The sequence below is a fragment of the Thermovenabulum sp. genome (genome assembly GCF_049701175.1).
Taxonomy (GTDB): Bacteria; Bacillota; Thermosediminibacteria; order Thermosediminibacterales; family Thermosediminibacteraceae; genus Thermovenabulum.
Genome location: NZ_JBNATW010000027.1, coordinates 1 through 12,812, shown reverse-complemented (window position 1 = coordinate 12,812; position 12,812 = coordinate 1). Strand labels below are relative to the sequence as shown.

The 12,812-nt window shown below is 32.6% G+C and carries 16 protein-coding genes; all 16 read left to right on the top strand.

From position 1 onward, the window contains the following. Nucleotides 1-7: 7 nt before the first annotated feature. Nucleotides 8-1,018 carry a stage V sporulation protein AD gene (gene spoVAD, locus ACPLVF_RS09410; RefSeq protein ID WP_424907579.1) on the top strand — a complete coding sequence of 337 codons (1,011 nt, stop codon included), beginning with the start codon at nucleotides 8-10 and terminating at the stop codon, nucleotides 1,016-1,018. Nucleotides 1,019-1,033: 15 nt separating this feature from the next. Beyond that, the gene (gene spoVAE / locus ACPLVF_RS09405) at nucleotides 1,034-1,387 is read left to right on the top strand and encodes a stage V sporulation protein AE (RefSeq protein ID WP_424907578.1); all 354 of its coding nucleotides are present in this window, start codon (nucleotides 1,034-1,036) and stop codon (nucleotides 1,385-1,387) included. 9 nt (nucleotides 1,388-1,396) lie between these two features. Continuing rightward, nucleotides 1,397-1,771, top strand: a complete 375-nt coding sequence (locus ACPLVF_RS09400) for a hypothetical protein (protein WP_424907577.1) — start codon at nucleotides 1,397-1,399, stop codon at nucleotides 1,769-1,771. 54 nt (nucleotides 1,772-1,825) lie between these two features. After that, nucleotides 1,826-2,818, top strand: a complete 993-nt coding sequence (locus ACPLVF_RS09395) for an acyl-CoA dehydratase activase-related protein (protein ID WP_424907576.1) — start codon at nucleotides 1,826-1,828, stop codon at nucleotides 2,816-2,818. Beyond that, nucleotides 2,815-3,921 carry a CoA protein activase gene (locus ACPLVF_RS09390; RefSeq protein ID WP_424907575.1) on the top strand — a complete coding sequence of 369 codons (1,107 nt, stop codon included), beginning with the start codon at nucleotides 2,815-2,817 and terminating at the stop codon, nucleotides 3,919-3,921. The genes ACPLVF_RS09395 and ACPLVF_RS09390 overlap by 4 nt, the downstream gene beginning before the upstream one ends. Beyond that, a complete protein-coding gene (locus tag ACPLVF_RS09385; protein ID WP_424907574.1) occupies nucleotides 3,899-4,897 on the top strand; it encodes an acyl-CoA dehydratase activase in 999 nt (332 codons plus the stop codon). The genes ACPLVF_RS09390 and ACPLVF_RS09385 overlap by 23 nt, the downstream gene beginning before the upstream one ends. Before the next feature lie 119 nt (nucleotides 4,898-5,016). Continuing rightward, complete coding sequence (gene rpsB / locus ACPLVF_RS09380) at nucleotides 5,017-5,724, top strand: 30S ribosomal protein S2 (protein WP_424907573.1); 708 nt, start codon at nucleotides 5,017-5,019, stop codon at nucleotides 5,722-5,724. Nucleotides 5,725-5,791: 67 nt separating this feature from the next. Continuing rightward, nucleotides 5,792-6,403: a translation elongation factor Ts gene (gene tsf / locus ACPLVF_RS09375; RefSeq protein ID WP_424907606.1), complete on the top strand. Its 612-nt coding sequence runs from the start codon at nucleotides 5,792-5,794 to the stop codon at nucleotides 6,401-6,403. Nucleotides 6,404-6,482: 79 nt separating this feature from the next. Then, the gene (pyrH, locus tag ACPLVF_RS09370) at nucleotides 6,483-7,196 is read left to right on the top strand and encodes a UMP kinase (protein WP_424907572.1); all 714 of its coding nucleotides are present in this window, start codon (nucleotides 6,483-6,485) and stop codon (nucleotides 7,194-7,196) included. Between the two features lie 39 nt (nucleotides 7,197-7,235). After that, nucleotides 7,236-7,757 (top strand): ribosome recycling factor, encoded by a 522-nt coding sequence (gene frr / locus ACPLVF_RS09365; RefSeq protein ID WP_424907605.1) that lies wholly within the window; start codon nucleotides 7,236-7,238, stop codon nucleotides 7,755-7,757. 16 nt (nucleotides 7,758-7,773) lie between these two features. After that, nucleotides 7,774-7,953, top strand: coding sequence for a hypothetical protein (locus ACPLVF_RS09360; RefSeq protein ID WP_424907571.1), 180 nt, complete (start codon nucleotides 7,774-7,776; stop codon nucleotides 7,951-7,953). A gap of 49 nt (nucleotides 7,954-8,002) precedes the next feature. Beyond that, a complete protein-coding gene (locus tag ACPLVF_RS09355; protein ID WP_424907570.1) occupies nucleotides 8,003-8,731 on the top strand; it encodes an isoprenyl transferase in 729 nt (242 codons plus the stop codon). After that, nucleotides 8,718-9,545: a phosphatidate cytidylyltransferase gene (locus ACPLVF_RS09350; RefSeq protein ID WP_424907569.1), complete on the top strand. Its 828-nt coding sequence runs from the start codon at nucleotides 8,718-8,720 to the stop codon at nucleotides 9,543-9,545. The genes ACPLVF_RS09355 and ACPLVF_RS09350 overlap by 14 nt, the downstream gene beginning before the upstream one ends. After that, entirely contained in the window at nucleotides 9,536-10,588 is a 1,053-nt protein-coding gene (gene ytvI, locus ACPLVF_RS09345) for a sporulation integral membrane protein YtvI (RefSeq protein WP_424907568.1), read from the top strand. Before ACPLVF_RS09350 ends, ytvI begins: the two co-directional genes overlap by 10 nt. 19 nt (nucleotides 10,589-10,607) lie before the next feature. Next, nucleotides 10,608-11,603 (top strand): RIP metalloprotease RseP, encoded by a 996-nt coding sequence (gene rseP / locus ACPLVF_RS09340; protein ID WP_424907567.1) that lies wholly within the window; start codon nucleotides 10,608-10,610, stop codon nucleotides 11,601-11,603. 72 nt (nucleotides 11,604-11,675) lie between these two features. Next, nucleotides 11,676-12,773 (top strand): flavodoxin-dependent (E)-4-hydroxy-3-methylbut-2-enyl-diphosphate synthase, encoded by a 1,098-nt coding sequence (gene ispG / locus ACPLVF_RS09335; protein WP_424907566.1) that lies wholly within the window; start codon nucleotides 11,676-11,678, stop codon nucleotides 12,771-12,773. Nucleotides 12,774-12,812: the final 39 nt, after the last annotated feature.

The following is a 12,812-nucleotide window of genomic DNA, read 5'->3' as shown; positions in this document are numbered from 1 at the left end:
AAATATTATGGCTAATAAAAAGATAGGTAGTCAAACAATAATGCTTGAAAACGCTCCATCAATTATTGGTGTTTCGTCAATTGTCGGTCCTAAGGAAGGGCAAGGTCCTTTAAAGGACTATTTTGACTTGATTATAAACGATATGTATTATCAAGAGAAAAGTTGGGAAAAAGCTGAAAGAAAAATGATGAAGGAAGCTGTTGAAATGGCAATAAAAAATAGCAAAATACCTTACAATGCTATCGAATATTTTATTGCTGGCGATTTGCTAAATCAAATAATTTCAGCAGGATATACAGCAAGGGATTTGGGATTGCCCTTTTTGGGGATTTACGGGGCATGTTCAACTATGGCGGAAGGATTAGCTCTTGGTGCTATGATTGTAGATGGAGGATTTGCTGATAATGTGGTAATTGCTACATCAAGTCATTTTTGTACGGCAGAAAGGCAGTATAGATTTCCTTTGGAATTTGGTACTCAGCGACCCCCAACTTCCCAAACAACTGTAACAGGAGCTGGTGCAGCTGTTATTTCAAGCAAAGTTGACAATCCAAGAATAACATATATCACAGTAGGTAAAGTAATAGATATGGGTGAAAAGAACCCAAATGATATGGGCACAGCTATGGCACCTGCAGCGGTAGATACAATTGTTAAACATTTTGAAGATACTAAAAGAAGTCAAGATTATTACGACCTTGTAGTTACTGGGGATTTAGCAAGCATAGGTAAAGATATCGCAGAAGATCTATTAAAAGAAAAAGGATTAAATCTTTCAAACAGATACTCCGACTGCGGTTTAATGATATTTAGTCCTTATCAAGATGTTCATGCAGGAGGCAGTGGATGCGGATGTGCAGCAGTGGTATTTTGTGGTTATATTTATAAAGAAATGAAAAAGGGCAGATTTAATAAAGTTTTATTGGTAACAACTGGAGCTTTAATGAGTACTACAAGTACCCAACAAGGCGAATCAATACCTTGTATAGCTCATGCGGTTTCTATAGAAAATTTATAATTAGGGTGATTAAAAATGGAGTATATTAAGGCTTTTATTGTTGGTGGTCTAATATGTGTTATTGGACAGCTTTTAATGGACCTTACTCCTTTGACTCCTGCGCATGTTCTTGTGCTATTTGTTTCCTTAGGAGCAATCTTGAGCGGAATGGGAATATATCAACAACTTGTAGATTTTGCTGGAGCTGGTGCTTTCATACCTCTTCCGGGTTTTGGTCATACCCTGACAAAAGGTGTAATTGAACATATTGATAAGTTTGGATTGTTGGGGATTTTTACAGGCGGCCTTACCTCTGCTGCCGCAGGCATTAGCGCAGCTATATTTTTTGGATATTTAATGTCAATATTATTTAACCCAAAACAGAAGTGAGGAATTTTTATGTATATGGATATTATAGGTTTGATACTTACGGTCTTTTTTATAAATTTAAAATACTGGTATATTGTAATTTCTTTATCAATTTTTGAAATATTATTTGAGTTTTTATTATTTTTTGCATTGGATGCACAGATCACTCAGGTAACAGCTGGTGGCATTTTTAGCAGAATTTCGTATTATAATGCAAATTTTTTATTAAAATGGGCTATTCCTCTTTTTTTTATAGTTTTGGGATTTATTTTTGCTGATAGAAGGGATATTGACATAATAAAAATTATCGACCCCACAGCAAAATTTAAAAGTCCCTTACCACTAATATTAGTAAAATTTGGGCTTGCGAGAATAATTATACTTTTGTTTTTAAACCAATACTAAACAGAATAATGATGGAATATAATGGTAAAAATATATATGGGGGTGTCATTACTGGTGAAAATAGGAATTCCGAGAGGATTGTTTTATTATATATATTATCCTTTTTGGAAAGTTTTTTTTGAAAAATTAGGCTTTGAGGTTATAATATCTTCTAAAACAAATAGGGAAATAATGGAAAATGGTTTAAAAAATTGTGTAGATGATGCCTGTCTTCCAGTTAAGGTTTTTCACGGACATATTTTAGATTTAAGTAACAAGTGTGATGTGTTATATATTCCGAGGATAATAAGTACAAACAAAAAGGAATATATATGTCCTAAATTTATGGGACTGCCTGATATGATAAAAAATACTTTTGATTTAGAGATGCCCGTAATTGATGAGAAATTAGATTTATATAAAAGTAATAGGGCTTTTTACCAACATTTTTTTAATATCGGTCAAAAATTGGGAAAAACAAAAAAAGAAATTATTAAAGCGTTTTATTATGCCCTTTATCATTACTACTACTATAAAAAGAAATTAAAAAAGTATCAAATTTTACCTTTGGAAGAAGAAGGATTAGATTTATATCAAAATGTTGTAAATTATCGTTCGAAAGAAAAAGAGATAGTTCAATCAAAATATAAAGTGCTGCTATTAGGCCATCCCTATAATATTTACGATGATTATATTAGTATGAGCCTTATTAAAAAACTAAAAAATTATAATATAAAAATTATTACTCCTGAAATTATAAAAAAAGAAAATAATTTACGTGGGACATTGTCCTTAAATAAAAAGCTTTTTTGGACCATTGAAAGAAATATTATAGAAAGTGCTTTTTTAACATTAAGAAATAAAGAAGTTGACGGTATTATTTACGTGGCTTCTTTTGGGTGCGGGCCAGATTCAATTGTCGGTGAATTAGTAAAAATGAAAATAGGTGAGGATTATAATATTCCATATCTTCATTTATATATAGATGAACATTCAGGTCAAGCAGGATTTGATACAAGGTTAGAAGCCTTTGTAGATATATTAGAAAGGAGAAGGGCTTATAAATGAAAATAACTTTCCCCCATATGGGCAATGTATATATACCTTTAAAAACCTTTTTTGAGGGAATAGGAAATGAAGTGGTGGTACCTCCCCTTTGCAGCAAAAAAACTTTAGAAATAGGGACTAAAATTGCTCCAGAATTTGCATGTTTGCCTTTAAAAATAAATTTAGGTAATTTTGTAGAAGCTTTTGAAAAGGGCGCTGATACTATAGTGATGGCAGGAGGTATAGGCCCTTGCCGCTTTGGGTATTATTGTGAAATAGAAAGAGAGATATTAAAAAGACAGGGATATGATTTTGAAATGATAGTATTAGAACCTCCAAAGGGGCATTTGTTTGAACTTATTAAGAATTTTAAAAAGCTGTTTAAAAAAGATATGTCTTCTTTAATAAACTCAGCAAAATTTGCTTGGAAAAAAGCAATAATTTTAGACAGTTTAGAAAAGGCGATCTCTAAAAAGAGGGCAAAAGAAAAAATAATGGGAAAGACGGATAAGGTTTATAGAGAATTGCTCGCAAGGATTGAAAATATTTCAGAAGAAAAGAGTTTGGAAAAATTTGACCAAGAAGTAAAAGAAAAATTATCGGAAATTGAGGAAAACCAGGAAAACCCAATAATTATAGGTATTGTAGGAGAAATTTATACAGTATTGGAACCTTTTGCCAATTTGAATGTTGAAAAACAATTGGGAGAATTAGGTGCTGAAACGGTAAGAAATATATATATTACCGATTGGGTTAAGGGAAACCTTTTTCCAAATTTTTTAAAACCTAAGGATCATAGAGAGGTTGTTAAAAGCGCTTTTCCATATATAGGACATTTTGTGGGTGGCCATGGTCAAGAATCTATAGCTCAAATTGTAAACTTTTCTAAAAAAAGTTTTGACGGAGTAATTCATCTTTTGCCTTTCACTTGTATGCCTGAAATAGTCGCAAAAAGCGCAATACCAAAGGTTTCACAAAAGTTTCAGATTCCGGTTATGACGTTGGTGCTAGATGAACATTCTGTGGAAGTTGGTTTAAGAACCCGATTAGAAGCATTTGTTGATTTAATAAATCAAAAGAAAAAGAGGAGGACTTTTTCAAATGAGATGTTTTTTGGGAGTTGATGTTGGCTCAGTAAGCACAAATATAGTATTATTAGATGAAAATGAAGAAATTTTATACAAGTTGTATTTAAGAACTATGGGTAAACCAATTGAAACAATAAAGATGGGGTTAGAAAATCTTTTGAGTGATTTTAAAGAAAACATTGAAATAATTGGAGTAGGCACTACCGGAAGCGGAAGACTTTTAGCGGGTGCAATTCTTGGGGCTGATATAATAAAAAATGAAATAACAGCTCATGCTGTTGCTGCAGTCAAAGAGTTCCCTGATGTCCAAACTATAATTGAAATTGGAGGGCAAGATTCAAAAATAATAATTGTTAGAAATAAAGTGGTTGTGGACTTTGCAATGAACACAGTGTGTGCTGCTGGAACAGGCTCTTTTCTTGATAGACAAGCTGAACGTTTGGGTATACCTATTGAAAAAGTAGGAGAGCTTTCACTAATGTCAAAAAAAACTACAAGAATTGCCGGAAGATGTGCCGTCTTTGCTGAATCAGATATGATACATAAGCAACAGATGGGTTACAAAATTGAGGATATATTAAGAGGGCTTTGTCAAGCGTTGGTTAGAAATTATTTAGCAAATGTCGCAAAAGGGAAAGAATTAAGAGCACCTTTTGTTTTTCAAGGTGGGGTAGCAGCAAATCTGGGAATAAGAAGGGCATTTGAAGAGGAATTAGGAGAAATTGTCCAAGTTCCAAAATATTACGATGTCATGGGTGCTATAGGTGCTGCTTTACTTGCCAAGAATTTTATAAAAACCAATTCAAAAAGGACGAAATTTGTGGGATTTAAGCTTGTTAATTTAAAGTATGAAACAGAAATGTTTGAATGTAAGGGATGTGTAAACCGTTGTGAGATTGTACAAATTTACTCTGGTAAAAACATAATAGGAAGATGGGGGGACAAGTGCGGTAAATGGTCTAATTCTTTAAAATTAGAACGATATGATATTGCACAAGAAGCTATTTTATGATATACTAACTTCCGGTAAATTGCAGAATACTCACGCCAGCGATTTCAAAAAGGGTGCCTAAAAAATAGGTCTTTTTGAAAGATGAGCTGTGCGGAGGAAAAACAAAAGGAGGTATTTTAATGTCAATTATTTCAATGAAACAGCTATTAGAAGCTGGAGTACATTTTGGGCATCAGACAAGAAGATGGAATCCTAAAATGAAGGAGTATATCTTTACAGAAAGAAATGGCATCTATATTATTGACCTTCAAAAGACTGTTAAAAAATTAGAAGAAGCTTATGAATTTGTTAAAAATTTGTCTGCTGAAGGTGGAAAGATTCTCTTTGTAGGAACTAAAAAGCAAGCTCAGGAATCTGTTATGGAAGAAGCAAAAAGGTGCGACATGTTTTATGTAAATCAAAGATGGCTTGGCGGAATGCTGACAAACTTTAGGACAATCAGGAGAAGAGTAGAGCGACTTAAAGAACTTGAGAAAATGGAAGAAGAAGGAACTTTTGAACTTTTGCCTAAAAAAGAAGTGTTGAACCTCCGCAAAGAAAAAGAACGTTTAGAGAAATACTTAGGCGGTATTAAGGAAATGAATTCTTTACCTGATGCTCTTTTTATTGTAGATCCGAGAAAGGAAAAAATTGCTGTTTCAGAAGCAAGAAAGTTAAACATCCCTATTGTAGCAATTGTAGATACTAATTGCGACCCTGACGAGGTTGATTACGTAATACCGGGAAATGATGATGCTATAAGGGCGGTAAAATTGATTGCTGAAAAAATAGCAGATGCAGTAATAGAAGGCAGACAGGGAGTACAAATGAACGCTGCCGAAGCTTAAGACATTTACGGGTAAGGATGGGAGGGACCATCCTTACCCTAAGTATATATAACAGGAGGTATTAATGATGATTTCATCCGAACAGGTAAAAGAACTAAGAGAAAGAACTGGTGCTGGAATCATGGATTGCAAAAAAGCCCTTGCAGAAGCAAATGGAGATATGGAAAAAGCTGTAATTATTCTAAGGGAAAGAGGGCTTGCTAAGGCTGCTAAAAAAGCTGGGAGAGAGGCAAAGGAAGGAATAATTGATGCTTATATACACGGCGGCGGGAGAATTGGCGTTTTGTTAGAAGTCAACTGCGAAACAGACTTTGTTGCACGGAATGATGAATTTAAAGCCCTTGTAAAAGATCTTGCTATGCAAATTGCTGCTGCCAATCCAAAGTACATAAAAAGGGAAGATGTACCCTCAGAAGTTATTGAGAATGAAAAACAAATTCTTAGAACTCAAGCTATTAATGAAGGAAAACCCGAACATGTTGTGGATAGAATAGTTGAAGGAAGATTGGAAAAATTTTTTGAAGAAAACTGCTTATTAGAACAACCCTTTATAAAAGATCCAGACAAAAAAGTTTCACAGCTTATAATGGAAAAGATTGCATTATTAGGTGAAAATATAACTATTTCAAGGTTTGTTCGTTTTGAAAAGGGTGAAATTGATACTAAAGGTAGGGAATAATATTTTTAATAAAAAGAGACACTATTCGTGTCTCTTTTTTAAAAGATAAAAATTAACTTTTAAAAGCGAGGGTCAATAAATGCAGAAATTAAAGTACAATAGAATTGTATTAAAAATAAGCGGAGAAGCTTTAGCAGGAGAAAAGGGTTTTGGTATAGATCAAGGAGTTGTTGATGCAATAGCAGAAGAAATTAAAGAAATTAGAAAATATGGAATAAGCGTTGCGGTGGTAGTAGGAGGAGGAAATATTTGGCGAGGTAGAAATTACCCTCAATTGGATAGGGCTACGGCAGATTATATGGGCATGCTGGCGACAGTTATTAATGCATTGGCGCTTCAAGATGCCTTAGAAAAAAGGAATATTGAAACGAGGGTTCAAACTGCTATTGAAATGAGAGCAATTGCAGAACCTTATATAAGGCGGAGAGCAATAAGGCATCTCGAAAAAGGTAGAGTAGTAATTTTCGCTGCTGGAACGGGTAACCCCTTTTTCTCAACGGATACTGCAGCTGCCCTTCGTGCTGCTGAAATTGAAGCTGATGTGATACTGCTTGCAAAACGGGTTGACGGTGTTTACGATTCTGATCCCTTAAAAAATCCCAATGCACAAAAATTTGATAGCCTTGATTACATTGATATATTAAATATGGGACTTGGGGTAATGGATTCTACTGCAACTTCTCTTTGTATGGATAATAAAATTCCTATTATAGTTTTTAGCCTCAACAAACCCGGAAATATTGTAAAAGCAGCCCTTGGTGAAAATATTGGAACTTATGTAAAAGGGGGTTAATTTGTGGACAAAAAGTTTTATAAAGAAACTGAGGAAAAGATGAATAAGGTTGTTTCTATTTTAAAGCAGGACTTGGCAACAATCAGAGCAGGACGGGCTTCAACCGCACTTCTTGACAAAGTAATGGTGGATTATTATGGTGTTCCTACACCGGTAAACCAAGTTGCTACCATAAATATTCCAGAGCCAAGGATGATTGTAATTCAGCCTTGGGATGTAAAAATGCTACAACCTATTGAAAAAGCTATTTTAAAATCTGATTTAGGTCTTACCCCTACAAATGATGGCAAGGTAATTAGATTAGTGTTGCCTGTTCTTACCATGGAAAGACGAAAGGAACTAACAAAAATGGCTAAGCAAAAAGCCGAAGAGGCTAAAGTGCATATTAGGAATATCAGGCGTGAAGTAAACGAACAGTTGAAGAAAATGGAGAAAAATGGTGAAATATCCGAGGATGAACATAAAAGGGCTCAAGATGATATTCAGAAGATGACAGATAAATTTATTGAAGAAATTGATAAAATATACAATATAAAAGAAAAAGAAATAATGGAGGTATAGTAAAATTTTAGATATATTGATAGGGCTTGATTTGGATGAAGCAATCAAAATATTAAAGGAAAAAAATATTATCGTAAATTCTATTGAATACATTTATCCCCCCCAAAAAAATACGGATTTTACAAGGAAAGTTGTAGTTAGGGCAGTTTTAAGAGATTCAAAAGTGAATATTTTAGTTGCTTATTTTAAACCTTAAAAAGTCGCCCCCTTTAATTAAGGGGGTGTGGATTTATTTAGGAGGTTTTATGGTAGAAGGAAAAATTCCTTTACATATTGCTATAATAATGGATGGGAACGGTAGATGGGCAAAGTCTAAAGGGCTTCCGAGAATTGCAGGACACTGGGCAGGAGCCGAAAGTTTAAAAGAAATTGTTGAATGCTGTGCAGAATTAGGTATTAAAGTATTGACTATATATGCTTTTTCTACAGAAAATTGGAAAAGACCTTATGAGGAAGTAAGCACAATTTTTAATTTGCTGAGATATTTTTTACAAAAAGAAACAGATAGGCTAAAAGAAAATAACATAAAAATAAAGGTTTCTGGGGACATTGAAAAGCTACCTAAAAAAGTAGTTGATGAAATAAAAAAATCTGTTGAAAAAACTAAACATAGCACAGGATTAATTTTAAATATTGCAGTGAATTACGGGGGAAGAGACGAAATTTTAAGGGCATGTAAAATTATTTCAGAGAAAGTAAAAGAAGGCATTATTAAAGTAGATGAAATTAATGATGAACTTTTTAAAAAATATCTTTACACAGGAGATTTGCCTGACCCCGATCTTTTAATCCGTCCGAGTGGAGAATTAAGGATAAGTAATTTCTTATTATATCAGATAGCCTATACTGAGTTATGGTTTTGTGAAAAACCATGGCCTGAGTTTAAAAAGGAAGATTTATTGAGGGCTATTTCGGAGTTTCAGAAAAGAGATAGAAGATTTGGGGGTTTAAATTATAAAAATGATAAAAAATGAATTTATAATAAGAAGTTTAAGTGCAATAATCGGGGTTTTGATTTTAGGTTATGTTATAAATATAGGCAAAATAACTTTTTTGCTATTATTAGGTTTGCTAAATACAGTTGCTAATTGGGAACTCTACAACGCTTTTAAGAAAATTGGCATAGAGATTAAAATTGTTTATACTATCGCTTTAAATTTATTTTTGCTTTTTTTTGTCTATTTTCTCCCTAACATTCAGCTTATTTTCTTTCCTTTTTCTATTATTATTATGATGAGCTTTTTGACAACACTAATTAATAATGACAAAGATAACCTGACCGATATTGTCTTTACATTATTCAGCTTTATATATACCTCAGTAATGTTTTTGCATTTTTTATTGTTGCGGAATTTAGAAAACGGTATTTACTATGTATGGTGGGTTTTTGCTACTACATGGGCATGCGACACTTTTGCTTATATTGTAGGTATGCTTTATGGAAAACATAAATTAATTCCAAGAGTTAGTCCACAAAAAAGCATAGAAGGCAGCATTGGAGGATTGGCAGGGAGCATAATAGCAAGCTTAATATTTGCAAATTATTTTTTACCTTCTGTGAAGCTATATGATTCTATTTTTTTAGGAATTTTAATAGGAATTTTTTCCCAAATTGGGGACCTTTCTTGTTCTTTGATAAAAAGATTTTGCAAAATTAAGGACTTTTCAAGAATTATTCCTGGACACGGTGGTGTATTAGATAGGTTTGACAGTACTCTATTTTCATTTCCAGTAGCATATTATTATATAGTGATTGTAATAATGAAAGGAGGGTTAAAATGGTTTTGAAAAATGAGTATAAACCCCTCCTATACCTTAGCATTGCTATCATTGTTGCAACAATAATTGTAGGTTTGGCAATAAAATACCTTTTACCTTTTATTTTTGGAGCGATCATAGCCTTTTTAATTGAACCCTTAGTAAGATTAGGAGAAAAGTTAAAGATAAAAAGAAGCTATTCATCATTATTAGTATTGCTGGGGATATTTACTTTAATTATTTATTTATCTATTTTAAGTATTTCAAGGATTACCGTTGAATTGGGCAAACTTGTAACTATTCTTCCTAATTATTATAATTTAATTTATGAGTTATGGAATAAATTAAGTTTTATACTTTATTATATTTCAAAATATGTTCCCAAAGAAACCCTTGACTATTTAAATAATAACTGGGATCAAATTATAACATATATTTCATCATATATTTCAAATTTTTATAGCTTTTTAGTAAATAAATTAATACTAATTCCTGGATTGATATTATTTTTGATATTTACTTTTCTTTCCAGTTACTTTTTTTCAAAGGATAAGTATAAAATATTAAATACATTAAAGAATGTTCTTCCTAACTCCCTTCATAAAAAATTGGAAAATATACAAATAGAATTATTTTTATCCTTTATTGGCTTGATAAAAGCCCAAATAATTCTTGTAGTAATTTCTACTGCTATAACAATTATTGGTTTTTATATTTTAAAAATAGATTATGCCTTGACATTAGGATTAATTTGTGGGCTTTTGGATATTCTTCCTTTATTTGGGCCGAGTTTAATTTTCATACCTTGGATGCTATATTTGATTATAATTGGAAATGTAAATTTTGCTGTATATCTTTTAATAATTTATCTTATAGTTATAGGTACAAGGCAAATACTTCAGGCCAAGGTTATTGGCAGCAATTTGGGGTTAGATCCAACGATTGCCCTGATTGCTATATATTTAGGCATTAAAATTTTTGGATTCTTAGGACTTTTTTTGGGACCGTTAGTTGCAGTGATAATAAGAGCAGCAGTGCATTCTGGCCTTATTCCTCCCTTAGTAAAAAAGTGATGTTTGGCAGGTGAAAAAAATGGGCTTTACTATTTTACTGTCTGTTTTAATTTTGGGAGTTCTTGTTATTGCGCATGAATTTGGACATTTTATTGTAGCAAAAAAGAGTGATATGAAAGTAAATGAATTTGCAATTGGTTTTGGCCCTAATATTTTTTCGAAAAAAATAGGTGAGACGGTTTATTCTTTAAAAATATTCCCCTTAGGAGGATATGTTCGAATAGAAGGCGAAGATGAGAAAACAAGCGACCCCCGAGCTTTTGCCAATAAACCTCTATTAGCAAGGATGGCTGTAGTATTTGCGGGGCCTTTCATGAACCTTTTTTTAGGTGCTTTATTATTTTCAGTAGTGGCCTTTTGTACCGGCATTACCACTACAAAGGTTGATGTAATACCTAACTCGCCTGCTTTTAATGCAGGGATTCGAAGCGGTGATATAATCTACCGGATCGATGGAGAAAAAATCTATTCTTGGGAAAAAGTTGTAGATATTATAAGTAATAGGCCAAATGAAGAAATTAGTATAGAAGTCAAAAGAGGAGAAAACATAATACCTATTAAAGTTAAAACCCAGTTAGATCCTGAAACAAAACGAGGGATAATAGGAATTAAATCAAAATTAATAAAATACGCTTTTTTTCCGAGTTTGATATTTGGTTTTAATAGAATGTTTTATGTGGTTAAAATGATAATAATTTCTATAGTTACTACTGGTATTAGAACTCAAGATTTAGTCGGGCCTGTAGGTATGGTTCATATTGTGGGTGAAGCTGCTAAATTCGGTATATTTAATGTAATTTTCCTTGCTGCAATAATTAGTATAAACTTAGGGTTATTTAACCTGTTTCCTATTCCTGCTTTAGATGGAAGTAGAATAGTTTTTTTGTTGGTAGAACTTATTAGAAAAAAGCCTGTTGACCCTGAAAAAGAAGGAATGATTCACTTTATAGGTTTTGCACTTTTAATCCTTTTAGCGATTTTTATAGCTTATAAAGATTTTATAAAGTTTTATTAATATTTCTTTCAGCACCTTTATAAAAATTAGTAAAAAATGCTTTTAAGAGATTTATTAGAAGGAAATGATAAAATGAATGTGGAAAGAATGAATAAAAAGTTAACAAAAAAAGTCAGAGTTGGGAACACTTTTATAGGCGGCGATGCACCGATTACGGTGCAGTCTATGACAAACACAAAGACTGAGGATGTTAAATCAACTATAGAACAAATATTAAAATTAGAAGAATATGGCTGTGATATTATAAGGGTAGCAGTAACGAATTTTGAATCAGCTTCGGCTTTAAAAATAATAAAAAAGAATATTCATATACCTCTTGTTGCAGATATTCAATTTGATTATAGGCTTGCAATAGAATCAGCTAAAAATGGGGCTGATAAAATTCGAATAAATCCTGGAAACATCGGAGATAAAGAAAAGGTTAAAGAGGTAGTAAAGGTATTAAAATATTACGGAATTCCTTTAAGAATAGGAGTCAATTCAGGTTCACTGCAAAAGGAATTGTTAGCTAAGTATGGAGCGCCTACTGCTGATGCCTTAGTAGAAAGTGCTTTACGAGAAGTAAGGTTATTGGAAGAACTTGATTTTACAGATATTGTCATTTCTATTAAATCATCAGATGTATTAACAATGATAAAAGCCTATGAATCCGTTTCACAAAAAGTTGATTATCCTTTACACTTAGGAGTTACTGAAGCTGGTCCACTTATAAAATCTACTGTAAAATCTTCTGTAGGAATTGGAGTCCTTTTATACAAAGGTATAGGTGATACTATTAGGGTATCAATTACAGGAGATCCGGTAGAAGAAGTAAAGGTAGGCATAGAGTTGTTAAAAAGCCTTAATTTAAAAAAATATGGCATTAATCTTATTTCTTGCCCTACTTGCGCAAGGTGTAATGTTGATTTAATTTCCATAGCTGATAAGGTTGAAAGAAGGCTTACAAGCATAAAGGAGCCTTTAAATGTAGCCATTATGGGATGTGCTGTCAATGGCCCCGGAGAAGCAAGAGAAGCGGATATTGGAATTGCGGGGGGAAATAAAAATTTTGTTTTATTCAAAAAAGGGAAAATTGAAAAAACGGTGGCTGAAAGTGAAGTTGTGGATGTGTTAATAGATGAAATAAAAAAATTATTAGATGAAAAGAAAAATATTGTCAAGCGTCAATGAAAATGTCAGGTAAAGCTCGTCTGTGAATTTGTCAGGGTA